The 24,321-nt window shown below is 60.5% G+C and carries 20 protein-coding genes and 2 pseudogenes; 10 read left to right on the top strand and 12 right to left on the bottom strand.

What is annotated here, in order from left to right; all coding sequences use genetic code 11:
- Positions 1–218: 218 nt before the first annotated feature.
- Complete coding sequence (locus tag HAP41_RS30690; protein WP_166093178.1) at positions 219–3,578, top strand: AAA family ATPase; 3,360 nt, start codon at positions 219–221, stop codon at positions 3,576–3,578.
- Positions 3,579–3,641: 63 nt separating this feature from the next.
- Here HAP41_RS30690 and HAP41_RS30695 read toward each other — a convergent pair whose 3' ends face one another.
- From HAP41_RS30695 to HAP41_RS30710, 4 genes and pseudogenes are all read right to left on the bottom strand, one after another.
- Positions 3,642–4,904, bottom strand: a complete 1,263-nt coding sequence (locus tag HAP41_RS30695) for a patatin-like phospholipase family protein (protein WP_166093173.1) — start codon at positions 4,902–4,904, stop codon at positions 3,642–3,644.
- 425 nt (positions 4,905–5,329) lie between these two features.
- Entirely contained in the window at positions 5,330–6,406 is a 1,077-nt protein-coding gene (locus HAP41_RS30700) for a hypothetical protein (RefSeq protein ID WP_166093160.1), read from the bottom strand.
- 475 nt (positions 6,407–6,881) lie between these two features.
- Positions 6,882–7,484, bottom strand: coding sequence for a plasmid pRiA4b ORF-3 family protein (locus HAP41_RS30705; RefSeq protein ID WP_166055583.1), 603 nt, complete (start codon positions 7,482–7,484; stop codon positions 6,882–6,884).
- Positions 7,481–8,047: pseudogene (locus tag HAP41_RS30710) on the bottom strand (IS66 family transposase); the annotation flags it as partial. The pseudogene HAP41_RS30710 and the gene HAP41_RS30705, both read right to left, overlap by 4 nt.
- 175 nt (positions 8,048–8,222) lie before the next feature.
- On the opposite strand from HAP41_RS30710, the gene istA (HAP41_RS30715) reads away from it, so the two are divergent.
- A complete protein-coding gene (istA, locus tag HAP41_RS30715; RefSeq protein WP_166065845.1) occupies positions 8,223–9,764 on the top strand; it encodes an IS21 family transposase in 1,542 nt (513 codons plus the stop codon).
- Between the two features lie 16 nt (positions 9,765–9,780).
- Positions 9,781–10,542, top strand: coding sequence for an IS21-like element helper ATPase IstB (gene istB, locus HAP41_RS30720; RefSeq protein ID WP_166063422.1), 762 nt, complete (start codon positions 9,781–9,783; stop codon positions 10,540–10,542).
- 98 nt (positions 10,543–10,640) lie between these two features.
- Here istB (HAP41_RS30720) and tnpC read toward each other — a convergent pair.
- From tnpC to HAP41_RS30740, 4 genes and pseudogenes are all read right to left on the bottom strand, one after another.
- Positions 10,641–11,645 (bottom strand): annotated as a pseudogene (gene tnpC / locus HAP41_RS30725) (IS66 family transposase); the annotation flags it as partial.
- 51 nt (positions 11,646–11,696) lie between these two features.
- Entirely contained in the window at positions 11,697–12,050 is a 354-nt protein-coding gene (tnpB, locus tag HAP41_RS30730; protein ID WP_166065968.1) for an IS66 family insertion sequence element accessory protein TnpB, read from the bottom strand.
- Positions 12,044–12,466, bottom strand: coding sequence for an IS66-like element accessory protein TnpA (tnpA, locus tag HAP41_RS30735; protein ID WP_166055731.1), 423 nt, complete (start codon positions 12,464–12,466; stop codon positions 12,044–12,046). Before tnpA ends, tnpB begins: the two co-directional genes overlap by 7 nt.
- A gap of 657 nt (positions 12,467–13,123) precedes the next feature.
- Positions 13,124–13,342 carry a DUF1127 domain-containing protein gene (locus tag HAP41_RS30740; RefSeq protein WP_414643248.1) on the bottom strand — a complete coding sequence of 73 codons (219 nt, stop codon included), beginning with the start codon at positions 13,340–13,342 and terminating at the stop codon, positions 13,124–13,126.
- A 1,727-nt stretch (positions 13,343–15,069) separates the two neighbouring features.
- Here HAP41_RS30740 and istA (HAP41_RS30745) point away from each other — a divergent pair.
- Both istA (HAP41_RS30745) and istB (HAP41_RS30750) read left to right on the top strand, forming a co-directional pair.
- Positions 15,070–16,581 carry an IS21 family transposase gene (gene istA, locus HAP41_RS30745; RefSeq protein ID WP_166105319.1) on the top strand — a complete coding sequence of 504 codons (1,512 nt, stop codon included), beginning with the start codon at positions 15,070–15,072 and terminating at the stop codon, positions 16,579–16,581.
- A gap of 14 nt (positions 16,582–16,595) precedes the next feature.
- Complete coding sequence (gene istB, locus HAP41_RS30750) at positions 16,596–17,348, top strand: IS21-like element helper ATPase IstB (RefSeq protein WP_166057122.1); 753 nt, start codon at positions 16,596–16,598, stop codon at positions 17,346–17,348.
- Between the two features lie 543 nt (positions 17,349–17,891).
- On the opposite strand, the gene HAP41_RS30755 is transcribed toward istB (HAP41_RS30750), so the two are convergent.
- Both HAP41_RS30755 and HAP41_RS30760 read right to left on the bottom strand, forming a co-directional pair.
- The gene (locus HAP41_RS30755) at positions 17,892–18,173 is read right to left on the bottom strand and encodes a response regulator transcription factor (RefSeq protein WP_166093133.1); all 282 of its coding nucleotides are present in this window, start codon (positions 18,171–18,173) and stop codon (positions 17,892–17,894) included.
- Positions 18,174–18,301: 128 nt separating this feature from the next.
- The gene (locus HAP41_RS30760) at positions 18,302–18,811 is read right to left on the bottom strand and encodes a phasin family protein (RefSeq protein WP_166093118.1); all 510 of its coding nucleotides are present in this window, start codon (positions 18,809–18,811) and stop codon (positions 18,302–18,304) included.
- Between the two features lie 261 nt (positions 18,812–19,072).
- On the opposite strand from HAP41_RS30760, the gene HAP41_RS30765 reads away from it, so the two are divergent.
- Together HAP41_RS30765 and HAP41_RS30770 are read left to right on the top strand one after the other, a co-directional pair.
- Positions 19,073–19,408, top strand: a complete 336-nt coding sequence (locus HAP41_RS30765) for a hypothetical protein (protein WP_166093107.1) — start codon at positions 19,073–19,075, stop codon at positions 19,406–19,408.
- Between the two features lie 6 nt (positions 19,409–19,414).
- Entirely contained in the window at positions 19,415–19,591 is a 177-nt protein-coding gene (locus HAP41_RS30770) for a hypothetical protein (protein ID WP_166093099.1), read from the top strand.
- A 13-nt stretch (positions 19,592–19,604) separates the two neighbouring features.
- On the opposite strand, the gene HAP41_RS30775 is transcribed toward HAP41_RS30770, so the two are convergent.
- Positions 19,605–20,252: a response regulator transcription factor gene (locus tag HAP41_RS30775; protein ID WP_166093092.1), complete on the bottom strand. Its 648-nt coding sequence runs from the start codon at positions 20,250–20,252 to the stop codon at positions 19,605–19,607.
- A 786-nt stretch (positions 20,253–21,038) separates the two neighbouring features.
- Here HAP41_RS30775 and HAP41_RS30780 point away from each other — a divergent pair.
- Positions 21,039–21,545: a hypothetical protein gene (locus HAP41_RS30780; protein WP_166093085.1), complete on the top strand. Its 507-nt coding sequence runs from the start codon at positions 21,039–21,041 to the stop codon at positions 21,543–21,545.
- A gap of 280 nt (positions 21,546–21,825) precedes the next feature.
- Positions 21,826–22,683, top strand: a complete 858-nt coding sequence (locus HAP41_RS30785; RefSeq protein WP_166093079.1) for a hypothetical protein — start codon at positions 21,826–21,828, stop codon at positions 22,681–22,683.
- Between the two features lie 248 nt (positions 22,684–22,931).
- Here HAP41_RS30785 and HAP41_RS30790 read toward each other — a convergent pair whose 3' ends face one another.
- Complete coding sequence (locus tag HAP41_RS30790) at positions 22,932–23,726, bottom strand: ATP12 family chaperone protein (RefSeq protein WP_166093071.1); 795 nt, start codon at positions 23,724–23,726, stop codon at positions 22,932–22,934.
- A 74-nt stretch (positions 23,727–23,800) separates the two neighbouring features.
- Here HAP41_RS30790 and HAP41_RS30795 point away from each other — a divergent pair, with 74 nt between their 5' ends.
- On the top strand, positions 23,801–24,247 hold the full coding sequence (locus tag HAP41_RS30795) for a hypothetical protein (RefSeq protein ID WP_166093059.1): 447 nt from the start codon (positions 23,801–23,803) through the stop codon (positions 24,245–24,247).
- The last annotated feature ends 74 nt before the right edge of the window (positions 24,248–24,321 follow it).

Below are 24,321 nucleotides of genomic sequence, written 5' to 3' on the forward strand. Positions count from 1 at the left end.
CCTCGCCGAGGACCGCTATTGGCTCATGGCAGACCTATCGTGGCCGTCTGCTTGATGTCGGCTTTTGACCCAACTGCGACATCGCTTGGCAGCATCCAGTTTTCGCTGGAGCCCTTTCAATTGGGCGAGAGGTCCGGCGATCTGCGCTTCCGGCGATAGATGCGCCTTCGCAGGCTATTCCAATGTGCTATTCTTATCGCATAGGCCATAGGTATCCCATGACAGGTACTGCAGAGTGGCTCGCATCGATCGGTTTGGGGGAGTACGCCCAGCGTTTCGCCGAGAACGCCATCGATTTCTCGGTCGTTAGCGATCTCACGGAGCAAGACCTCAAGGACCTTGGCGTCCTGCTTGGGCACCGGCGCAAAATTCTGCGCGCAATTGCAGAACTCAAGAGTGAAGTCCTCGTATCAGCCCGAACGGCCGCCAAACCAGCGCCGCGGGACAGTGCCGAGCGGCGCCAACTGACGGTCATGTTTTGCGATCTCGTGGATTCGTCGGCACTTTCGGTCCGACTGGATCCAGAGGACTTGCGCGCAGTCATCGGCGCCTATCACGACTGCATCGCGGATGTTATCGCCCGGAGTGAGGGCGTCATCGCGCGGTACATGGGGGATGGCGTGCTTGCCTATTTCGGCTATCCCCAGGCCCACGAGGACGATGCCGAGCAGGCGACACGCGCGGGACTGACACTGGTCGATGCCGTGGCCAATCTCCAGACAGATATCGGTACGAGACTACAGGTCCGCGTTGGCATCGCCACCGGAATGGTCGTCGTGGGCGATCTGACCGGCGAAGGCGCCGCCAAGGAGCAGGCGGTCATTGGTGAGACACCGAACCTGGCCGCTCGCCTGCAGCAGTTCGCCGAGCCCGGCATGGTGCTGATTTCCGAGAGCACACACCAGCTCACCGATGGACATTTCGAGTACCGCGATCTCGGTTCTGTCGCGCTCAAGGGATGGGCGGAGCCAATACCTGCATGGCAGGTGCTCGGGATCAGTGGAGTGGAAAGCCGCTTCGAGGCGCAGCACAAGACGCGGTTGACACCGCTAATCGGGCGTGACGAGGAGATCGAGCTGCTGTTGCGGCGCTGGCGGCATGCCGCGTCAGGCGAAGGCTGCGTCGTGGTTCTAACTGGAGAGCCGGGTATCGGTAAGTCGCATATCGCGCTGGCGCTTCAAGAGCGGCTCCAGGCCGAACCACACATTACGGTACGGCACTTCTGCTCGGCGCACCACGCCAACAGTGCGCTGTATCCATTCATCGTCAACCTCGAACGTGCCGCCCGGTTTGAACGAGGCGAGACGGCGACGGAGAAGTTTGCCAAGCTTGAAGCTCTGCTCTTGCGGTTTGGCGCCGATGCAGACGGCGTGGTGCCGGCCCTGGCCAATCTTCTGTCGCTTCCGCTCTGCGACCGCTATCGCCTTCCCGAAATGACTCCGCAGACCCGCAAGGACATGACGCTGGCGGCGTTCCTGGCCCAGCTCGAAGCATTGGCGGCGCGTCAGCCGGTGTTCGTCATCTTCGAGGATGCCCATTGGGCGGATCCGACGTCGCTGGAACTGCTCGCGGTTACACTGGAAAAGCTGCCGCGGCTTCGCGTGCTGCTGCTGATCACGGCGAGACCGGAGTTCACGCCGCCCTGGCCTGGTCATGCCCATGTGACGACGATCTCGCTCACGCGGCTCAGTCGGCGCAACGGGGCAGCATTGGTCGAGCGCGTCACCGCCGGCAAGACGCTCCCCGAGGAGGTCATGCACCAAATCCTCGCCCGTACCGATGGCGTACCCTTGTTCGTCGAGGAACTGACGAAGGCCGTGCTCGAAACCGGGCTGTTGCAGGAGCGGGACGACCATTACACGCTCAGCCGTCCGCTACCATCGATGGCGATTCCGACGACGTTGAGCGCATCGCTGATGGCCAGGCTCGACCGATTGGCTCCGGTGAAATACGTGGCTCAGATCGGCGCCGTCGTGGGGCGCGAGTTCTCCTACGAACTGCTGAGCGCCGTTGCCGAGTTGCCAAGGCAGACGCTGGAGGAAGCGCTTGCCCAGCTTGTCCGGGCGGAGCTGATATTCTGCCGGGGCGAGATACCCCGGGCTGTCTATACTTTCAAGCATGCGCTGGTACGCGACGCTGCCGAATCCGGGCTTCTGAAGAGCCGACGCGCTACGCTGCACGCCACCATCGCGGACGTGTTCGAGCAACAGTTCCCGGAAATCGTGGAGGCTCAACCCGAGACTCTCGCGCTCCACCTCACGGAGGCGGGACTGTTCGAAAAGGCAGGAGAATATTGGCTTCAGGCCGGAAGGAAGGCGGCCATGCGCTCCGCCAACCTCGAAGCTATCGCACACCTGCGGAAGGGCATCGAGGTGTTGGCCCATTTGGCCGACGGTGCTCGGAAGGACAGACGAGAGCTTGATTTCCAGTTCGCGCTGGGACCATGCCTGATCGCTACCCAGGGACCGGCATCGCCACATGCGGTGGCGATCTTCGCTCGCGCGCGCGAGCTGTGCCAGCGCCTCGCAGATCCCCCCGAGCAACTACAAATCATGTTCTGGTTGACCACCGCGAGCGTCATTCGTGGTGAGTTGCCGGTCGCCGAGGAAATGATCTCGGCGCTGCTCGAACTCGCGGAGGCGCGCGGCGATCGACCAACGTTGCTCAACGCGATGCGTGGACAAGGCATGATTCGACTTTTCATGGGACATCTCGAAGGAGCCCACGAAGTGATCGTACGGGCCTTCGAAGCGTTCGAGGCAAGCAACGAGCAGGACAGATTGGCGGCGCGTGCCGCCGGCCAGGATGCGGGCGTGGCCGACCTTGCCCTGATGTCATGGGTGCTCTGGCTGCTGGGCCGCCCCGATACCGCGCTCGCACGACTGGATACCGCCATTCGGCGTGCCGACGCCATTGGTCATCCGCATTCGCAGGCCTATGGATGTTACTATGCGTCCATTCTCCACGCTCTTCGGGGCGAGTTCCTGACTGCGCACGGCTATGCGGAACGCTGTCTTGCCTTGTCGGAGGAGCACGGATTCCGGCAATGGAGAGGATTGGCGCGCGCCGTTCGGGGGATAAGTGCCACCTTTCTTGATCCTTCGTCCGCCGCGCTCGCGGAAATCCAGGGTGCGATGAACGAATATCGCAACGCGGGCTATCAGCTCGGCATCACGGCCCTATACGTGCTCCTGAGCCCGGCCCTATTGTCGAGCCGTCAGCGCGAAGCCACGCTCGAGCTGATCGAACAGGGCCTTGCCACAACCAGCCGCAATAGCGAGCGGATATTTGAGGCCGAACTGTACCGACTGAAGGCGCGCGCGCTGCTCTTCGATGAAGTACCGGGAGCCGGCACCGAGGCGCAATCACTGTTCGAGCGCGCACTGACAACTGCAACAAGCCAACACGCCAAGGCCCTTGAACTTCGAGTTGCAGTGGACCTCGGCGCCTTGTGGGTCGATCAGGGCAGACGCAAGGACGCGCTCAATCTGCTCGCGCCCATCTACGCCGGCTTCGCCGAGGGTTTTGAAACGCAGGATCTAAAGCAAGCGAAGGCACTGCTCGATCGACTGCAGTAATTTTTCCCGGATCACAGATATTGGAGTCTGGTTCAGCGGTCGCAGAGCTACTTGCCTTTGGCACTAGGCATCCGCTCGCTCTTGGCATTTGCGATACGTATCTTTCACCTTTTGCCATCCCTCCTTGTCGTTCTTCTCTGGATGCTCATTTATGAAGTGCGGCCCTTCATGCGGGTCGAGGTCTGCATGTGCGTGATACCTCTTGATTGCTTGTTCCGCAGCGGCTCTTCCCAACACTCGCCCGTTATAGAGGTTGCTGTGATTCCATTTGAAATTGATGTGCCCCGGCACCTGGATCTCGACGATTATGCCTTCCCATTTGGGTTCGTCGTACTGCACGTGATATTTGAAGATCCTGACGTCGTCTTCGCCAACGGTCGCTGCGAATAATTGGCAAAGATTCGCCAGGGCATCATGAAGGTCTTTCGGTTTGCGGACCTGCTTCGAATCGACGATCCTGCTCACCCATATTTCGTCCAGATCACGGTGCTCCTCGAGCAAGCTCTCGAAGTTGACCGTGTCGATCAGCGCTCCTTCGCAGTACGTAACTCCGTCGATCTCAACTGTTTCTTCGATGAAGGGAAGAGCTGAGCACGCACATAGGCTGGACGCGCTGATTGGCCCTTTGTACTCTTTCTTGTCGGCTTGCTGGATCATTGGTCGGTTGGAAAACAACGCGAGCTTATGGTCATCAAGATTCCAGGCGTTGTGAAATATGACGGGCTTTCCAGGCTCTTTGAGCGCTTCGAACTTTATGCTCTTCATGAACTGGCTATTCGGATAGTTGATCTTGGAGAGGCCAGTGACATGGGACAAGTACATCATTGACGTGAGATAGCGAACGAAGGGATTGGGTGCCAGGACCTGATTAAGGATCCATCTGTTGATGTCTCCGTCGTCCGGGATCGTGAACTTCTGTTGAGGGAACCAGAGCGACATAGAATCCCTGAAGGCATTCACCATGGTCGATGGGCCCCATAAATGCAGATAGTTCTTGGGATCCATGACGAAGCTGGTCAGAGCCCTGCTCATGCTTCCTGCCCAATCTGGACCAAACACGGTGTTTATGGGGAAGCGCTTATAGCCTTCGTCGTCTCGAAACACGCCATTCTTGAAGAATTGATAGGTCTTTTCCGCCCTGGCTTTGTTTTCAACTCCATCAAACTGATTGTAGACGATCCCAACCCAAGCGCCGATGCAGGACAAAGCCCACACGTCAAACCTTATATCTTCGTTGGCAAGGGCTTCCAGAACCCCGATGTGCAATCCTGCTGCCGGACCGCCTCCGCCGAGCGCAATCGCTCTCTTTACCATCGGATCCTCCATCTGATTTTTCGTGTGGCTTATTCTCCAATCAACTTTCTGAATTGCGTGAAGAGATTGGTCATTCTTGGGCTCTCGGCCGCACAGAATGCCATCGAACCAAACTTGACAGTTCATAGAGCCAGCATTGCGAAATACGATACGTGCGACGGAGCGGTGGACGTCGATATTCGATCTCGAATCCGCTGATCCCACTGGCGCACGAAGAGCCTGCTTAGCCTATCGCGGTCTGAACCGTCCATTTGTGAACCACTTCACGTACGATACTTATTGCCGCCCATGGCAGCAGACCTGTTGTCCAATCGCGACTTCCGTTATTGGCCCAAAGCGGACGCTTTGTAGTCTTTGCTCAGATGTCGGCTTGTGACCCGGAACGGACATATCGAAATCAAAACAGACCGAAACGGACGAGAAGCACCGCGACTCAACTACGGGAGTCCTTTTGTCACCGTAAAGGGATTGAACCCACGTTCCGCGAGGGCAGCCCACGAAGCTGCGCCAAGATGTGACAATCGGAAATAGAGCCGCGGTTTGGTCGGATCGGTGTCCAACACGAACCCGGTCGGTAACTCGCGGGCAGTTGTGGCATAGAACCCACCATCCGGCGACCTCTGGGATTCGACTACAGCGATCAACGAGTCTGCTCTCCCAGTCCTGCCGAGCAATTTCATCAAGAGAGCCATTTGGCCCGTTCCTTCGGTCCACACACCGTCTCGGTCTTCACCGTAAGAAAAGCCCTCATCGACACTCATTCGCTGTTCGGCGGTCGTAATTGCCGATGCAAATTTCTCGACCGCTCCGTGGAGCGCTATTAAAGGCCAGACCTGAGCATCGAGAGCCAAAATCGGATTGTGCGTGACACCGTCTTCAGCGGTACCTGCGGCGAAACAGGCGCATGCCGGATCCCACATCGTATTTACGAAGTACTCAGCGACCGTTGCCTTATCGCGCCAGCGCGAATCCCCTGTACGGATCGCAAGAAGGCCAAACGCGGCGGCGAGGTCAGTATTATGTTCAGTCGATTTCCACGTCCGCACTTCCGGCGTCGGTTCGTGCCCAAACGTACCACCCGTGAAACCGCCAGTACCGCGCGTATCGGCCCATTGCGCGACCCAGGCGCCAAGCCGTGCTGCACCATCGCGGAACCGAGAGCCGGCGTTCAGATCATCAAGCGACAGCAACGCCAACATGGCCCATGCCATGTTACCAACATCGCTGCCCACCTGATATCGATCCTCTAACCATTTGTTCTGAGTATTGTCCCACCACCCCGGAAGTTTGACGGGGCCATTCCCCACCACGCCCGCGGCGTAAGCGTTCCGGAGCCGTCCATCATGCCAGGTGCGGTCGTTGTCGATGGCCCAGAGAAGCGCCGAGCCAATCCGATACGCTTTGTCTTGCTCACCGCAACCGACCAACGCGATGGCGGCTACCGCATTGTCATAGAGGTAGGCGGCGCCATGCAGAGGCCCCGATTCGACGGTCGGATAGCTGGGCAGGAACAACGGCCCTGATGGCGGTGCCTTATCAATTAGACCAGCGAGGTATCCGCACGCTGACGTTTTTGGTGCTGTTGAGGCTTGCAGTGGAGCGGAGGCCATCATGATTGCGAAAGTCGCGACGATCCAAGTCTGAAGGCAGAGTCCGCGACAACGGTAGAAGCAACAAGTGATTGGTGCCGGTAGCATTTCGCTGCCTCTCGTGTCTTTTCAACCAAGATAGACTTTAGGACATCGGGAAGAATGCCGGTCAGGATCGAGAAAAAACTGTGCCTTCGTCTTCAATGGCAGCTTATGGCACTTTTCGGACCTGCGGCAGCAGTGTTCCGATGTCCGCTGTTGAGGGTTGAACGGACCTAAATCAGCCGCGACCGAAGGTCGCCTTTTGACCCAGACCGGACCACCCGTTCGCCGCGCAGGCATTGGGCTTAGGCTCGACCGTAAGCGTAGCTCTGCGGCCCTTTTGAATGGCGCTTGACGCCTATTTTGTTCGCGTGGCGCGTCGCCGCGGCTTCCTTGTGTCGGACAACGCGTTGACGGCGGCTTCGAGTGCCTTCCGGTCGACGACGTTGGGATCGAACCGCTCCGGGCCCCAGAGGCGCATGTGTCCGTGCTCGGGATGGGCGGGGTCGCTGATGGCGGCGAGGTATTCGGCATAGCCTGGCGCACCGCCGACGTCTTCCGGAGGACAACGACCGGCGGCCTCGAGCAGGAAGGGAAGCCCCTCCGTCGTGGTGTTCTCGAACCATTTTTCGAGCTTGATCACATGGTCCCAGCTGTCGCCGAAGTCATAGAGATAGTGGATCGTCTTGGCGCCGGTCTCGCGAACGATATCGCACAGCCGCGCTTTGCGGGCATCCATGGGCTGGTGACCGTAATCATTGTCGGGGTCGGGAATCCCCCAATGTGCCTCACCAGCAAAGAACTCGAAGAGGTGACTGTTCGTCCAGCCGAATGCCTCCTGAAGCGTCAGATGCAGCCGATCAAGGCGCAGGGTGACGGGTACGACAAGGCGACGCATCACCTCCGGCTTCACATCCTTGAGGGTCACCTTGATCCGGACCGCGGTCGTGTTCAGGCTCATGCCGCCAGCCTCGGATCGCGTGTATGCATCGTATAGGTCGACGCCCAGGGAAGCAGTTCGTCCAGTCGCGCTGCAGGCCAACCATTGACGAGCTTGGCGAGAACGTCAGCGAGCCAGTGCTCGGCACTGACGCCATTGAGCTTACAGGTCTCAATGAGCGAAGCCAGCAATGCCCAATTCCCGGCGCCTTCGTCGCAACCGGCAAAAAGAGAGTTCTTGGCGTTGAGCTTGATCGGTCGCATCGCACGCTCGACAGCATTCGTGTCCATTTCGATGCGCCCATCATCAAGATAGAGCGTCAGGCCGTCCCAATGACGTAGTGCATAGCGCAAAGCCTTCGCCGTGTCGCTCTTCTGCGCAAGGTGATCGAGCTTGGCCTCAAACCACTGCTTCAAGGCTGCAACCAGAGGCCGGGTATGCGCTTGTCGGCCAGCACGGCGCTCGTCCGCAGATCGGCCGCGGAGGGCCTTCTCGACCGCGTAAAGCTGGGCGATGCGCTCAAGAGCCTCGCGGGCAACCGGAGCTGGCGCAGGCGCAGCCTCCCGCTCGATCTTCACAAACTGGCTGCATGTTTCGCGGGATCGTGAGCACGGATTTCAGGGGATCGTGAGCAGAGATTTCAGACGATCGTGAGCACGGATTTCGCGGGATCGTGAGCAGCTTTTCAGCAACTCAGCCCGCTTCGGCCGACAACTCAACCGGCTTAGGAACTGCCTCGTCAGTGAACGAGGAAGGCCGATGCCCACCCAGAGATTGTCGATGCGCCGGATCAAAGAGGTTCTCCGCTTAAAACATGTTCAAGGCTTGCCGGAGCGAGCCATCGCGCGCACCTTGGGCATCAGCAACGGCGCCGTGCACAGCTATCTACGCCGAGCCGGGGCTGCCGGGCTGAACTGGCCGTTGCCGGCCGGAATGAGCGACGAGGACCTGGAGCTGCTGCTTTTCCCGGCGCCGAGGCCTGCGTCGCAGAGCCCCCAGCGGGCCGTTCCCGACTGGGGCTATGTCGACAAGGAGCTGCGCCGACGCAACGTGACCCGTCGGCTGCTGTGGGACGAGTATCGCGCCACCCATCCCGATGGCTTCGGCTACACCTGGTTCTGCACGACGTACGAGGCCTGGAAGGGGCGAGCCCGGCCTTCGATGCGGCAGACGCATCTGGGCGGCGAGAAGGTTTTCGTGGATTTCGCCGGCGACACCATCGACGTCATCGATCCCTCAAACGGGGAAGTGCAGTCGATGAAGCTGTTCGTCGCGGCGATGGGCGCCTCCAACTATACCTATGCCGAGGCCTGTCCAAGCGAGGGGCTCGCCGACTGGATCCGGGTCCACATCAATCTTTTCGCCTTCCTCGGCGGCGTGCCGACATTCGTAGTCTGCGACAATCTCAAGGCCGCCGTCACCAATCCCGACCGCCACGATCCCGGCCTCAACCGAACCTATGCCGAGATGGCGAGCCATTACGGCACGGCCATTCTCGCAGCCCGGCCGCGGCGCCCAAAAGATAAGGCAAAGGTCGAAGTTGCGGTGCAAGTCGCCCAGCGATGGATTCTGGCGCGGCTGCGCAACCAACGCTTCTTTTCGTTGGCGGAGCTGAACGCAGCCATCAAAACACTCGTCGTCGAACTCAATGCAAGGCAGATGCGCGACTTTGGCGCCAGTCGCGCCGAACTGTTCGCCGAGCTCGACAAGCCCAAGCTTACAAAGCTGCCGGACCAGGCTTACGCTTTCGCACGCTGGAAGCGATGCCGGATCGGCCCCGACTATCATATCGAGATCGATGGACACTGGTATTCCGCGCCGTATCGGCTCATCCGTGAGCTTGTCGACGCACGCATCGATGACAGAACGGTCGAGATCTTCCACAACGGCCGCAGGATCGCCAGCCACGCCCGCGCGCCCAACCGGCGGGGCCACACCACCATCGCCGACCATATGCCCAGCGCCCATCGGCGCTACGGTCAATGGACGCCCGCCGGAGTGATCGTCGCCGGCGAGCGGATCGGTCCGTCGACCGCCGCCTTCTTCCAGGCCGTGATCGCGGCCCGGCCGCATCCCGAGCAAGGCTTTCGCACCTGCCTCGGCATTCTGTCACTGGTCAAAAGCTACAGCGCGGAGCGCGTCGAAGCGGCCTGCCGGCGCGGCATTCTGATCAAGGCGCGATCCGTCGCCTCGATCCGCTCCATCCTCCAGAACGGTCTGGATCGTACCTTTCTCGACGAGCCCTCCGAACACCAACCCCTGCGCCACGGCAACATCCGCGGCCGCGATTATTTTCACTGAAGCCAAGGAGACCTGTATGCTCAACCATCCCACCCACGAACGCCTGATCGAGCTCGGCTTGAGCGGCATGGCCAAGGCCTTCGAGGAGCAGCGACGATCGCCTGATCTCGAAGCCTTGCCGTTCGAAGATCGCATCGGCCTGCTGGTCGACCGGGAAGCGGCGGAACGCGACACCAGGCGGCTCACCACGCGCCTCAAGCTGGCCTCGCTCCGCCAGAATGCCTGCGTGGAGGACGTCGATTTGCGCACGCCGCGGGGTATCGACCGGGCCGTCTTCGCCAAGCTCGCCAGCGGCGACTGGATCGATCGCCACGAGAATTTGCTCATAACCGGGGCGACCGGATTGGGCAAAAGTTGGTTAGCCTGTGCCCTCGGCCACAAGGCCTGCCGAGATAATCGCTCGGTCCTCTATCACCGCGTCCCAAGATTGTTCGAAGCGTTGGGGCTCGCGCGGGGCGATGGACGTTATGCCCGCTTGCTCAAAACCCTTGGCCGCGCCCAGGTTCTGATTTTGGATGATTGGGGATTGTCGGTGCTCACCGCTGCCGAGCGGCGCGATCTACTGGAAATCCTTGACGATCGCCATGGCCGCTCCTCCACCATCGTAACCAGCCAACTCCCTGTGGACACATGGCACGAAGTTATCGGAGATCCCACGCTAGGCGACGCGATTCTGGATCGCCTCGTCCACAACGCTCACCGCCTCCAGCTTGCTGGCGAAAGCATGCGAAAACGCAACGCCAAAACCATCACCCTTGACGAGCAGCCAGAACGCTGACCCTATCACCGCCTCGGCCGGAGCGAGGCTGCTCACGATCGTCTGAATTCGGCGCTCATGATCGCGCGAAATCGCTGCTCACGATCACTGAAATATGCAAACTGGCGCCGCAGATGCGACCAGCAGAAGGCGAGCGTCCCGGACAGGGCGTCCGCACGCGTCTCTCGGGTCATGGTCTTGTAAGCCTGATAGCCGTCGCAGTGGATGATGCCGCGATAGCCCTCCAGCAGCCGCAAGCCATGAACGGCGCCGCGGCCCGGTGCATAGGCATAGACTACCCCAGGCGGATCAGGTCCGGCCCAAGGCCTGTCATCGCGTGACAGCGCCCAGAAGTAGCCGGTTTTTGTTCTGCCGCGCCCCGGATCCAGCACCGGCGCCGGGGTCTCATCGACACAGAGCTTCGAGGAGGCGAGCAGAAGCTGGCGCAGACGATGCCACACGGGCTTCAATTCCTGGGCGGCATAGCCGACCCAGAAGGCGAGCGTGGAACGATCCAGCGCTATTCCGTGCGTCGCCAGCATCTGCGCCTGGCGGTAAAGCGGCAAATGCCAGTGATACTTGGCATCGATCACATGCGCGACCAGCCGCTCGGTGGGCAATCCTCCCCTGATCAATCGCTCGGGAGCCGCGTGCTGCAGGACGACGCCATGACAGGCGCGGCAGGCCAGCTTGGGACGGCGGGTGATGATGACGCGATACTGCGCCGGAACGACGTCGAGCCTCTGGCTCTCATCCTGACCAATCTCGAAGAGGTTGCCCTTACAAGACGGGCAGCAGCTCTCGGCCGGCATCATAGTCTCGATGACGCGCGGCAAATGCTCCGGCAGCTGACCACGGTTGGCTCTGCGCGCGGCAGCTCTCTTCTCGCCTGTTTTGGGATTGGCACGATTCTCGGCGGCTTCGAGAGCCGCAACGGCCTGATCGATATCCTCCAGAACAAGCTGCAGCTGATCAGCGTCCAGCTTTTCCGAGGACCGACCGAACTGCGCATCTTTCGCAAGCTTGAGCAACCGCTCGAGCCGGGCGCAGCGATCCAGCAGAGCCGCGGCAAAGGCACGCAACTCGGCTGGATCGCTCGGTAGCTCATCAGGCAAATCACTCATTGGCCCGAGCTTGCCATGCTTCGCGTCACGATGCAGCGATGATTTGCATTTTTACGCAAGCGCTTTCGGCTGCGGGATCCGAGGCGCGTGCATGCGCGTCCAATCCATGCCGGCCAGCAGTGCTGACAGCTGGGCCCCATTCATCCGCATCACACCGGCCACGATGGGTGGCCATTTGAAGCCGCTGCCATCGAGCCGCTTCCAGTACATCACAAGGCCGCTGCCATCCCAGACGACGATCTTCACCCGATCGGCGCGCTTCGCACGGAACACCACCGCCACGCCCTTCATCGGGTCATGGCCCAGCGTATCCTTCGCCAGCAGCGCCAAGCCCTCTGCACCCTTCCTGAAGTCCACAGGTTGCGTCGCCACGTAGATCATGAGGCTCGCCGGCATCGTCAGCATGAACGTGTCCGTCGCAGCGCAATGAACACATCGCTCAACGCAGCAAGGCCAGGCGCCCCGCGCACCTCCACGCGCGCGCCCTGGAACTCAACCGTAACAATGGCTGCTTCCGGCGAACCGGAGGGCTCTGCGGCCGCAGGCAACGCTAATTCCGACACCACCGGCACGAACGACAGCGTGTCCGCCGACGCCGGCAATACCAACTGGCCCAAACGCGCCCGGCGCCGCCAATCATGCACCTGCTGGGGCCGGCAGCCATGGCGACGAGCGACGTCTGTTACAACCGCCCCCGGTTCGAGGCTTTCCGCCGCAATCTGCGCCTTCAAATCATCCGGCCAGCGCTTTCGACCTGCGCCAGCGAACACTTCAATACGCGGTGACAACGGTCGTCTTATGTCGTCAGAATGGTCGTCCATTGTGAGCACCCTTCCAGAAGATGACTCTTCTAACGGTGCTCTCAAGACTCCGCACAAACAATCAGACGGGCCTCGGCGCTACGCTTACGCTCGACCGGTCCTCGCGCTAGTTTGAAGGACCTCGTGTTGCCAGACAGAGCGGTCGTCCCCATCGTATAGTGATCAGAAATCGCCAGCCACGAAAAGACCAGACTACTGGCGATTGCCGCGCTTGCGCCGCCTGCTTGGGCGGAAGGGCGCGGGTACGGGTGCCAGGGCGAGCCCCTGGTACGGTATGGCAATCATCCCTCGACCATGGCCGACGAGTGCCGGTCATGCCAGTCCCGTGGATTATCGAAGAGCTGATCTATGGCCAAAAGCATTCTTGTCATCGTTGCAATTCTCGCAATTTCTACTTCTGGCGCTTTGGCCGCACAGAGGACCCATCATGGCCGCGCGTCGCCTGCGCCGGCGCCGAGCGAGGGGTCGAGGGGGCTGAGCCCATATGCTGTGGGCCCAGGTAATTCCAACGACCGCGAGATGTACATCAAGAACCTGCGCGATTCCGGGTATAATCCGGAGAACAACTTCAACAGGTTCGGGAACGTGCAGGCAGCACCTTATGGGGGCGGCTAAACCTCGAATCCCGTTAACCCGGTACCGGCGCGGCTGCCGTCGCTAGGCCCGCCAAAACGGCTTTTCGAGTTCGTGCGCGATGTCGCTCCGGGAGACGCCGATATCGTGCAGGTCGGGCTCGGTCCAGCGCGCGAGCTCCCGGCGATCGCGATAACGCTGCCGCCAGAGATGAAGGGTCGCGCCAACGCTGGCCCAAACCTCGTAGAGGTTGACGAGAGCCTTGATATCAGCGGAGATCAGGCGTGTTGAAGACAACTTCACAGCTTTATCTCCCCCTATAAGTTCGGGAGGACTGTATCGCTGTGCTACTGACAGCATACTGTCAGCAGCAGGTAGCATCTCTGGCCCAAGGAACGGAGATGCCCCGGCTTCGGCTGACAATCACTTTGCGTCATGTATTCTTGGGAAGTCCGATGTTGGCCCATCAGCGAAGTGACGACACCGCTCAAGGAGGTCCGCTTAGCGAGGCGGTGCGGACTGGATTTGCTCGCTCTGAGTTCTTCGCATTTTGACCCGAAGTCGACCTTAAACTCGTAACCAGCGAGAGGCTGATCGCAGCTTAGCAGAGTCCTTGGTGGGACTTAGCACAAGCGGCACGCTCCCCAGGATCCGCAGCAACCCGCGCAACCACCGAACCCCCAGCCACCATACCCCCAGTCATCGAACCCGATGTCGTCATAGAATCCGATGCTGAACCCGCAGCCGCCGCAACCGCAACCACGGAAGCCACGGCAACCACGGAAGCCACCGCAACCTCGGATGCCAACGAACCCGCTACCACCGCAACCTCGAATGCCAACGAGCCCGCCACCACCGCAACCTCGGATGCCAACAAACCCACCACCACCGCAACCTCGGCCGCCAACAAACCCGCCGCCGCCGCAACCTCGGCCGCCGCCGCACCCCCCGCCACCATGGCCGCACCCGCAACCACCGCACCCCCGCGCTAGCTGCACGCCGCCGCCAAAGTTTTCTCTATCGAAAAGATGGAACGTGGCCAGACTGACGTCGGCCATTTCCTCTTCGCCAAGAAAGAAGCGCTGATTTGGCGAGGTGTTGGATTGCGGGATACCGGTAGCGGGCATCGTGGATGCGGATGCGCTACTCGCCAGCGAAAGACCCAGTCCGGCCGCACCTAGCACCTTCACGGTGGCGGCTTTGGCTGTGCGCTTCTGCTTCGAAGCTTGCTTGACCCGTGGCATGATCGCACCCTCCGTAGTTCTTGTGAAAGCGCTCTGCAAGAGTGCGCTCGGCGAAACCGGCGCGCAAGGGTTACCTGTGCCATAAAATGCGAAACATCTCATCGAGCTCCATTCATCTTCAGAACCGAGATCGACACATGACCGCTTTTGGTTGAGCAGAATCACGCCAGCCGACCAGCGCAAGAGGCGTCGCGATGTCGGCTGTCTACGGGAAAGCGGACGTCACACGATGGTTGGGCTGACCCCAGCTTTTGACCCAAAGCGGAAATCACTAGCTCGGTACCCCGCTTAGGTGAAATGTCGTAGCAAGGATGCGCCAGCCGTCGGGGGAGCGAACAAGGTTGTACGACTGCCGCCATTGCCTTGTGACGCTTCCATCCGGTCGGAGGTTTTTCCACGTTACAGTTCCGAGAGCACTGCGTTCGCCTATAGGAACAGCCACTACATCGTGCAGAGTTCCACTTTCGGCCCCTTCGCGTCGGTAGATGTCGGCCACTCCTTGGAAAAACCGCGCAATCTCGTCACGTGACTGAAAACAATGTATCGACCCGTCACCCCGCATGGTGATGCGGATTCCGATTTATTCCGGCCGGGTATTCCGACTTGAAGCCGGCCATCGTTCCGATTTGAAGCCGGCCACGATTCCGAAATGAAACCGGCCGGCATTCCGATTTGAAGCCGGCCGGGTTTTGGAAGTCGGCGTTTTCGTTTGGGTCAGTCCTTCAGGCATCAAGTCCCTCGTTGATCCACGAGGGGAAGCGGATGCCGGCCAAGAGAGAACTGACCATGCGACAGATACGACAGATGCTGCGGCTTGCCCGTGATGGGGTGAGCGCCCGGGAGATCGGGCGCACGCTCGGGGTGGCGCGCAGCACGATCCAGGACAATCTCAAGCGTGCCTCGACTGCCGGGCTGGCGTGGCCTTTGGCGGGCGATCTGACCGACGCCGTTCTTGAACAACGTCTGTTTGCCCATGCCGGCGTCAGGCGCGGCTTCCGCCGGCGCCGGGAGCCGGATTGGGCCTCGCTGGCCTGTGAGCTGAAGCGGCCTGGCGTCAATCTGATGGTGCTGTGGGAGGAGTACCGGGCGGTCCATCCGGAAGGTTATGGCTACAGCCGGTTCTGCGATTTATTCCGGGAATTCGAGCGGCGGCTGTCTCCGACGATGCGGCAGGACCATCCGGCCGGCGACAAGGTCTTTGTCGATTACTCCGGCAAGAAGATCATGATCGTTGATCGCGCAACCGGGGTTGTGCGCGACGCGGAGATCTTCGTCGCCGTGCTTGGCGCCTCGAATTACACCTACGCCGAGGCGACCTGGACGCAGACACTTCCGGACTGGATCGAGGCTCATGTCCGAATGTTCCGGTTCTTTGGCGGGGTGCCACGCCTCGTCGTCCCTGACAATCTGAAGTCCGGCGTGCACCGGGCGTCGTTCTACGACCCCGAAATCAATCGCAGCTACGGGATGATGGCGTCCCATTACGGCGTTGGCATCCTTCCGGCACGGCCAAGAAAGCCCCGGGATAAGGCAAAAGTGGAAGCCGGAGTGCGTTTTGCCCAGACCTATATCCTCGGGCGGCTTCGCCGGCAGACCTTCTTCTCGCTGGCTGAGGCGAATGCGGCAATCGCCGCCGCGCTGGAGCGCATCAACGCCCACGTCATGCGCCGGATCGGCGTCAGCCGCCGACAATTGTTCGAGACCGTCGAGATGCCTGTCCTGGCGCCGTTGCCGGATGCCGACTATCAGTTCGCGGAATGGCTCCTGGCCCGCGTCTCGCTCGATTATCACGTCGAGGTCGACGGCTTCTTCTACTCAGTTCCACACGGCCTGATCCGGGAGCAGGTCGACGTTCGCGCCACCACCCGGACCATCGAGTTGTTCCATCGGGGTTTGCGTGTTGCTGCTCACCAGCGCCGTTATGGCGGCCGCCGGCACGGCACTGATCCCGATCACATGCCCAGTGCGCATCGGCGTTACGCCGAGTGGACTCCCGATCGATTCCGGCGCTGGGGGCGGTCGATCGGGCCCAACACCGAGGGGCTCGTTCTCGCCATCCTGGCCAATCGGCCTCATCCCGAACAGGGATTCCGGACCTGTCTCGGCGTGCTTCGGCTGTTCAAGGATATTGATCCCGAACGCGCCGAGCTGATCGCGGCCCGCGCGGTCGCGGTCAGCGCACTGACCTACAAGAGCATCGCCTCCATCATCGCCAACAAGCTCGAACGCAGTTCTCGCGATACCGAGGACGCGATCATCGAACATCCCAATCTGCGCGGCCCCGGTTACTTCCATTGAAAGGATTATCCAGCATGCTCACCCATCCCACCCTCGACCTGCTGCATAGCCTTGGTCTCCACGGTATGGCCAAAGGCTTCAAGGACCTCGATGCCCAGTCCGAAGCGCGCAGCCTCGAACACGCCGAATGGCTGGCGTTGCTCCTGGAACACGAGAAAACGCTGCGCCAGCAAAAGCGGTTCGAAAGCAGAGCTCGAGCCGCCAAGCTGCGTCATGCCGCCTGCGTCGAGGATGTCGATTACCGCGCTATCCGCGGCCTCGACCGCACGCTCTTTCTAAAACTCGCCGCTGGCGACTGGATCCGGGCACGACATAATCTCCTTGTTACCGGGCCGTGCGGCGTCGGCAAGAGCTGGCTCGCTTGTGCCCTCGGCAACAAGGCTTGCCGAGACGACTTCTCAGTTGCCTACCATCGTGTGCCGCGTCTCTTCGCCGCTCTCGCACTCGGCCGCGCCGATGGCCGCTATACCAAGATGCTGCGGGCGATCGCACGACTTGATCTGCTGATCCTGGACGACTGGGGACCAGAACCTCTCGACGCCGACCAGCGCCGTGATTTGCTCGAAATCGTCGAGGATCGATACGAAGCCCGCTCGATTATCGTCACCAGCCAGCTGCCCGTCGATCGCTGGTACGAAATCATCGGCAACCCCACCATCGCCGACGCGATTCTCGATCGCCTCGTCCACAATGCCTACCGCATCGAACTCAAAGGAGAGAGCCTCAGGAAGCAGAAGCAACCCGCTCAAGATCAACCGGTCTCTTGACCTTCCCAGCCCTCGACGACATCATGAAATTGACCCATGCGAACGACGCCACGGGTGGCTGGCTTCAGATCGGAATACCCGGCCGGCTTCGAATTGGAATGCATGGCCGGCTTCGTCGGAATCCGCACTTAAGGACTTCATAGAAGGGTTTCTGTCATGCTCCGCTATATTCTCGCTCCTCTTGCCGCTTTCGTTTTGCTCATCGCCTGCTTGATCCCCGATGATGCCGAGGCTCGGCGCGGCGGAGGTGCCTATCGGGGTGGCGGCGGTTACCGCGGCGGTGCGGTCGCAGTTCGAGGACCGCGAGGCGGCGGCGCTGTTGCAGTGCGCGGCGCAGGCTACCGGGGCTACGGCTATCGGGGCGGCTATCGCGGCTACGGTGTCGGAGCGGCAGCGGTAGGCGCGGCTGCCGTTGGCGCTGCTGCGTACCGCCGCAGTTGCTACGATGCGTACGGAAACTATATTTGCGCCTATTAATACGTGGCGACGCGCGATAGCGGTCCTGCAACTGCAACCAATTCTCGACAATCATGCAGCCGAAGTTCAGGACGGCGGTTCGCAGCCGCCGTTCTCGCTATGCTGCAGCTCGTCGACGGCCGTAGTAAATTTGTAAGATGGCCAAGACGCCCACTGCGCGGCGGCTTCTGCAATTTCAGACTGGGAACTGATTTGCAGTTTCTGCAGCAGGCGTTTCCGCTGTTCGCCAACTTGTTCTGGTCTTCCGCCGATCTGAACCGCAATGGCACGATCAGAGTAGCCTCGGGCTAGACGCCGCAAGATGCGCTTCTCGCGCGGGCTCAAAAAAGGGACGCTACCGTTGATCAATTTTGCCTCTGCAATAGCACGGGACCGAGCATATCCCGGTGGCCACCGGCAGTCACTCGAAATAGAACTGCTCAAGGTCCGTGGGCGATCCGCATTTGCGTCCATCCCTTTGCCGGAGCGGCCTGCAGTTATCGTCCCGGCAGAGCCGTGGGCTGCCCGGGTGGCTCGATGCGCCAGAACGGATATGCCGCCAGTTCTCTCGAATGCTGCCCGAACATATCGACCCGTCTACTTGTAAACTCCGTAATGACGCTGAAAAATTCAGTTGGTGACCTGATCGTCGCAAGTCTTAGGCTGAATTCAAGCGCAAATTGCGCGTTGGCCCCGGCCATCTCAAGTAGCTTCGCTTGATACGCCTGCATGTTTGCCGTCGCCAAAGCAAAGCCTTTCGTTGGATCGCTACCCGTCATTCTCTGACTGACGTCATCCGGTAAGGCATTCACCCGAGGCTCAATGACAGGAACCTCGTGTTTAGGATCATCATGAAGCTCAGGAGGCGGTTCAATCGAGACAGCCGCAACAGAGCGAAGTAAATTCTCTTTCGGGCTTCTGACAATGGCCTGCTTGTTCCGTTGAGCCCGCGCGGTTTTCGGATTGCGGGCGCGCTTTGGTACTGTCGCCGGTTTGCGCTTGCTCATCTGACGCTCCAAAAAAATGGGGGGGGTGCGACCACAACGGTCATTTCAGGAAGGACAACAGGCTTTGTGACGTGGTCGTTCCAAACCCGTGCATTGTTGCGGTCCGGGATGAACTGGAGATCAATCGCACGTTCTGCGATGTCGACGATGAGTTTAGGTAGCAACTTCAACCAACAAACGTCTAACTGGCGATCCCCAACGACCAAACTTGACGCCCCCGGCACGACCCGCTTGGATTAGCGGGTTGATGGAGAAAGCGTCATGCGTATCTCGCCGTCGATCGTGCCCGGTTCCGAGCGGGACATCTATCTGGTGCTGGATGATTTCGGCGGCCGTCTTGGCCGGGCCTGGACCGAGACCGACGAGGAGCACACCGACCGCGAGACGCTTCTGAGCCACCTGATGGAGGGGCAATTCAGCAACCCGGCCCGCATCGTGAGCTTCAACACTGGTGAGGGCTGGTCGCGGGATGCCTCCGAGGACATTGCCGAGGCGCTGCAACAGCGATGCGCCGTGCGCGGCGAGGTTCCTCCATCCCTTGAGGCGTTCCTCGAAACCCACGGGCCCGGGGCCACCGTCCAACTATCCCTGCTTTGAGCAGCCATGACCCCTTTCGGCCTGGTCATCGTCGCGGTCATCGTCACGCTGTTTGTCGTCGCGCTGGCGACGCCCGCCGGACGGGTCGCCTTAATCGGACGCGCGCGCGGGATGGTCCTCATGCTGGTCTGGCTCGCCCTGCTCGTGCTGCTCGGTACCATGTGGGCGCGGCTCGGCTGGTGATTGGGCCTACTTGCTATTCTGCTAGCTGGTCTCTGCCGCCCGATGCAAGAACGCCAAACCGTTCCGAAAGCGAAACTAGTTCCGTCAACGACCGAACCTGCATTTTGGCCATCACGTTAGAGCGATGCGCCTTGATCGTGCGCTCGGTCGTGCCCAGAGCGCTGGCGATCTGCTTGTTGATTTTGCCGCGAATGACCAGTTCAAAGACCTGCCGCTCGCGTGGGCTCAAGGTCGCAAGATGAGAAAGAAAGGCTTCGCGCATGCTCTTCAGGGGACGCGCCGCGTCGTGTTGCGCTAAGGCTCGTTCGACCGCTTGAAGAAGCTGGTCCGAAGATATCGGCTTGATCAGAAAATCTTGCGCACCTGCCTTGATGGTCCGCACCGTAGCCGGAAAATCAGCGTAACCAGTCAGGAATATAATGGGCAGCGTTGAGCCTAGTTCGATTAAGCGCTCTTGCAGCTCTGGACCGCTCATTCCCGGCAACCGCACGTCAAGAAGGATGCAACTCGGCACCTCGTTGCTCGGCAAGTGATCCAGTAGATGCTGAGCCGAAGGATAGGCCGAAACCTCGTAACCGAATTCCTCTAGGCGATCTCCTATCGTTTTGCAGAAGGTCGCATTGTCATCGACAATATGCACGAACCTCGGACCGAGCTTCACCTCCACTGCTTCCGACCTCCGGCTTAGGAAAAAGTTGCACGCGCCACCATAAGTTTTGGTTTAATACAACGTTAGCGGGAGCTCGCCAAGAGCTTGAAATCACGCCTCATTAAAAGAGACCCCAGCCCAAATGGGGCGATGAGTTGGGGGCCCTTGAGTGTGCCCTAAAAGTTTGAAGCGTTGGGCAAACTTGGCAAAAGTCGCGATGTTCCTTGCGCGCGTCAGAACAGCGCACGCGGTGCCCTGGGGCCGCCGTGGCGGGCTCAGCCCCGCTCTTTCGAACTGCGATTTCCTGCCTGGTGCCTAGATCGCGGCTCATGGCACCGCGTATTGAGTACGCCATCCCCTGGGACCCGCGGGATGGCTTGCTCCTTCTCCTCGGTGTCATGTGGGCGCGCTCAGGGTGCGCATCGATGATTGTGGAAAGCGACCGCCCGGACCCAGGAGTGTGATTGCCGGGCGCCCAACGGCCCCCTTATTCTGCCTTAAGTTGCAGCGGGTGGGAGAAGCAGGTGTGAGAAGACTGATGGTGATCGCGGCCGCGCTTGCCGCGATGGGGACCGGGGCGAAGGCTGACAGCGATTTTCTGCTAGTAGGCTGCATTCGTTCCACGTTCGGACCATGCACAGCATTGCCGACCCTGCGTTACTTAGTCTCGAGCCAATGCGACGCAGCTCGCGAAAAACTCCGATCGGATATGGGCGCCGGTAACGTCAGTGCCTCCTGTGTCCCGGCCGACCCGCGGTGGAACCGCGCTCTCTTCCCCGAGAAGTAGGCGGCGCTTCTATGAATATCGAGGCAACTGGTTGGATTGCGATTTATGCTGCCGTGGTGTCGTCGTGCGCGTTTCTCCTCAACCTCAGAACGTGGATCGAGAACAAGCCCCGGCTACAACTGAGCCTCATGGTCGATGGCATGATCGTGAGCCCGGGAAGGGGCGTCGAGGAAAAGGACTTAACTATCCTGACCGTCACCAATCGAGGCCGCACACCGACGATGATCACAAACATGGTCATCTTCGAGATGACGTGGTGGCAGCGGCTTAGGATCAAGCCCGCAAAAAGCTTTGTCGTAGCCAACCCACAAATGGCCGGATACCCGCCGAATATACCGGGCGATCTTGAACCCTTAAAAAAATGGACCGGGTACGCGCGTCCCCGGCGCGATCTGCTGACAGACTGGCCGAGCCATCGATATTGGGTTGGTATCTATGCCACCCATCGCGATCGCCCGTACTTGATCCGGTTGCCCAAGACAAAGTCCGGTCCACCTGCGAATTCCAAAAGCGTCTAAGAAAGAACCCGAAGCATCCCGCCTCCCCCGCTGTTCTGACGCGCCAGGAACGTCGCGGCTTTTGCCAAGTTTCCCCGACGCCCTCAAGCTCGTGAGGGCAAAACTCAAGGCCCCGGCTCATGCCCTAACGTGGGTTGGGGCCCTTTTTGATGCGGGCGGGAGGGGACCGCTACCCTTCGACTGTCCGGCCGCCCTGCACGAAAAAATGGTTCTCAAAGGACATCGACAACCGTAACGAGCAACCTATGATGTGGCCCATGGGGCGGGGGCTGATGTGACGATGGGCGGGGCTGCGGCGCATATCATTTTAAAGATCAAAACGAAGAACCCGATTGAGCTAGGGGACTTCGTCGCTGAGTTTACCTCTGTTGCGTCGCAATACGACAAGTTCATCAGAGAGAACCACCCAGACCTAGGGCCGGAAGCGCGCATCTATGTGAAGCAAATAAAGAAGGGCTCGATAATTGCCGAGCTACTGCCGTTTGTGCCCTTCGCAATGTTCGCGCCGCAGATCATTTCCAGCATCGAACAGGTCAACGCCGTTAATGACTTCGTGCGCAACTACGGCTCGAAGCTCAAAGCATATTTCAAAAAAGGCGGCGAGGTACCGGAGGCGTCCAGATCGGACCTGAAAGACTTCATGGGCTCGCTCGTTGCCATCGCAAACGATCCTGATGGGTCTGCCTCGCTTGAGGCGCTGGTTTTCGAGGACGGTAAGCGCAAAGTCAAAGCTGCTGTCAAGTTCACGTCCAGAGAGGCTTCGCGAGCCGTTGAGCATATCGAGGAACACCGTAAGAGACTTGAACGGAAGGACAGTTCTGATTTCCAGCGCGAGTTGATGGTCTTTCGGCAAGCGAACGTAAGGAGCCCGCAGGTCGGTAAGCGTACTGGCGAACTGGTTATGGTAGAGGCGATATCAGATCGGGAGCTGCCCTTGATTTACGCATCCGACCTCGCTGAGCAGCGGATAAAGCATGAGATACGGGATGCCGACGACAACCTTTTCAAGAAGGGTTTCATCGTGGACATCAATGTGCAGACAAAGGGCGGCAGACCAGTGGGCTACCGTGTAACGAACCTTCATCAGGTCATTGATCTGCCGGATGACGATGAACATGAAGCGATAGGCGACCGATAGCGATCATTCTTAAGGCGAACGGGCCGGAGCGTTGGAGCGCTCCGGCCCGGTCTGACCCTCAAACCATGGGTGCCGCCATGGCCAAGGGCGATCATACACCCGCGCGGGATAAGCCTGTCCAGCAAGAAAAACGCCGCCCCAAAATCGGGGCGGCGGTCTTGTGCGCGGGTATTCCTAGCCATGCAGAGAGCGTGGAAAACCGCCCCGTGTAAACCCTTGATTTCGCTCGATCGGTCCTCTGCCTCTCGTTAAGGACCTTTGTTCGCTTGCGGCTTCACGGCCGCCAGCACTGCCACGGCGGCCTCAAAATCCTTCAGGCGGGCGGCGCGGCGGGCAGCCGCCTCCTCGTCCACGCCCCATTTCTCGGCGTTCCAGTCCTCGTCGACATGGGCGGCGGCCCAGACCTGGCCGGCATCGCGCACGCCATGGGCGAGCGCCAGCGCCAGCAGCGCCGAACCGGTCAGGGTCGTGACCACGTGGAGCGCCGCGATCGACCAGGGATCACCGGGCAGCGCCGCGCGGGCGGCCTGAACGGCCTCGTCCGGCTGCTTCACATGCATGATGCCCTCGGACAGGATGAAATGCGCGCCCAGCGTCTCCGCGGCCCAGAACAGCACGGGGTCCCAATGCGCGGCCTCGCGGGCGACCAGCCCTTCGGGGTGGCCGGCGCGATAGAACAGCAGGTCTGTCTCGAAGTATTTTGCAAGGTCGTCGCTGACGAGCTCGACGCGATCGATGACACCCTCGACGACGCTGTTGGCGATCCGCGTCAGCGGCATTGTCACGGGATCGATCGTCTCGCCCTGAGCCGCCCATTCCGCGGCCACGGCATCGGCCAGCGCGCGCGACGGGATCACCACCTGGCGGGCCGATGGCGTCCGGATCGGCCTGCCGTCCAGCGTGATGGCGAAGCCGCCCTCGGCCTCGGCCACGCCCGCCTCCTTGTAGAAGCGCTTGCGCTGCGGCGTACGCGCGGCCCGGCGCACAGCCTCCTGCGGATCGAGCGGGGACCGCCCCGCAACCTCATCGAACAATTCGCGCATCTCGTTTCGGCCCCGGTCTCTGGATGCTAGGCTTGTAAGCCAAGACCGGCGGCTGATAAAGCGAGCGGCAAGGCATGAGGGAACTTGCGGGCATTGCGGCCCTTTTCGCCGGGCTCTGGCTGGCCGCGGCGGACGCCGGTTTCCGCACCCCGGAATCGCTGGTCCGCAATGTCTACGCGCATTACGGCGAAGGCGCGCCGGAGCTGTCAAAAGGCCTGCCGCGCGATGCCGCCTCCGCCCGGCAATTCTTCGACCCCAGCCTGCGCAAGGCCTGGAGCGCGCCGAAGGTCGAGCCCTACGACTTCCTGGTGCAGAGCCCGAACTGGAAGCTCGGCCCGGTCGCGATCACGGTCATTCGCAGGCAATACGACAAGACCTATGTCGCGGCGAATTTCGACAATCGCGGGCGGAAGGTCACGCTGAACTTCGTCCTGGTCAACGGACCCGAGGGATGGCTGATCACGGATGTCGAAAGCCCGCATGACAGTCTGCGGGTGTTTCTGGAGCAGTTTCGGAAGTGAGCGGGCTAGTCGCCACTGCGTCAACACCGTCATTGCGAGCGCAGCGAAGCAATCCAGACTGTATCCGCAGAAGC

This window comes from Bradyrhizobium barranii subsp. apii (genome assembly GCF_011516635.5).
GTDB lineage: Bacteria > Pseudomonadota > Alphaproteobacteria > Rhizobiales > Xanthobacteraceae > Bradyrhizobium > Bradyrhizobium barranii.

What these genes read in the sequence shown, in the direction of transcription:
- HAP41_RS30785 (WP_166093079.1), top strand. Translation starts at nt 21,826, where the DNA reads ATGGGCGGGGCTGCGGCGCATATCATTTTAAAGATCAAAACGAAGAAC.
- tnpB (WP_166065968.1), bottom strand. Translation starts at nt 12,050, where the DNA reads ATGCTGACGATGCCGGCGAGCCTCATGATCTACGTGGCGACGCAACCT.
- HAP41_RS30780 (WP_166093085.1), top strand. Translation starts at nt 21,039, where the DNA reads ATGAATATCGAGGCAACTGGTTGGATTGCGATTTATGCTGCCGTGGTG.
- HAP41_RS30705 (WP_166055583.1), bottom strand. Translation starts at nt 7,484, where the DNA reads ATGAGCCTGAACACGACCGCGGTCCGGATCAAGGTGACCCTCAAGGAT.
- HAP41_RS30765 (WP_166093107.1), top strand. Translation starts at nt 19,073, where the DNA reads ATGCGTATCTCGCCGTCGATCGTGCCCGGTTCCGAGCGGGACATCTAT.
- HAP41_RS30790 (WP_166093071.1), bottom strand. Translation starts at nt 23,726, where the DNA reads ATGCGCGAATTGTTCGATGAGGTTGCGGGGCGGTCCCCGCTCGATCCG.
- istB (WP_166063422.1), top strand. Translation starts at nt 9,781, where the DNA reads ATGCTCAACCATCCCACCCACGAACGCCTGATCGAGCTCGGCTTGAGC.
- istB (WP_166057122.1), top strand. Translation starts at nt 16,596, where the DNA reads ATGCTCACCCATCCCACCCTCGACCTGCTGCATAGCCTTGGTCTCCAC.
- HAP41_RS30795 (WP_166093059.1), top strand. Translation starts at nt 23,801, where the DNA reads ATGAGGGAACTTGCGGGCATTGCGGCCCTTTTCGCCGGGCTCTGGCTG.
- HAP41_RS30690 (WP_166093178.1), top strand. Translation starts at nt 219, where the DNA reads ATGACAGGTACTGCAGAGTGGCTCGCATCGATCGGTTTGGGGGAGTAC.
- istA (WP_166105319.1), top strand. Translation starts at nt 15,070, where the DNA reads ATGCGACAGATACGACAGATGCTGCGGCTTGCCCGTGATGGGGTGAGC.
- tnpA (WP_166055731.1), bottom strand. Translation starts at nt 12,466, where the DNA reads ATGGACGACCATTCTGACGACATAAGACGACCGTTGTCACCGCGTATT.
- HAP41_RS30695 (WP_166093173.1), bottom strand. Translation starts at nt 4,904, where the DNA reads ATGGAGGATCCGATGGTAAAGAGAGCGATTGCGCTCGGCGGAGGCGGT.
- istA (WP_166065845.1), top strand. Translation starts at nt 8,223, where the DNA reads ATGCCCACCCAGAGATTGTCGATGCGCCGGATCAAAGAGGTTCTCCGC.
- HAP41_RS30770 (WP_166093099.1), top strand. Translation starts at nt 19,415, where the DNA reads ATGACCCCTTTCGGCCTGGTCATCGTCGCGGTCATCGTCACGCTGTTT.
- HAP41_RS30760 (WP_166093118.1), bottom strand. Translation starts at nt 18,811, where the DNA reads ATGAGCAAGCGCAAACCGGCGACAGTACCAAAGCGCGCCCGCAATCCG.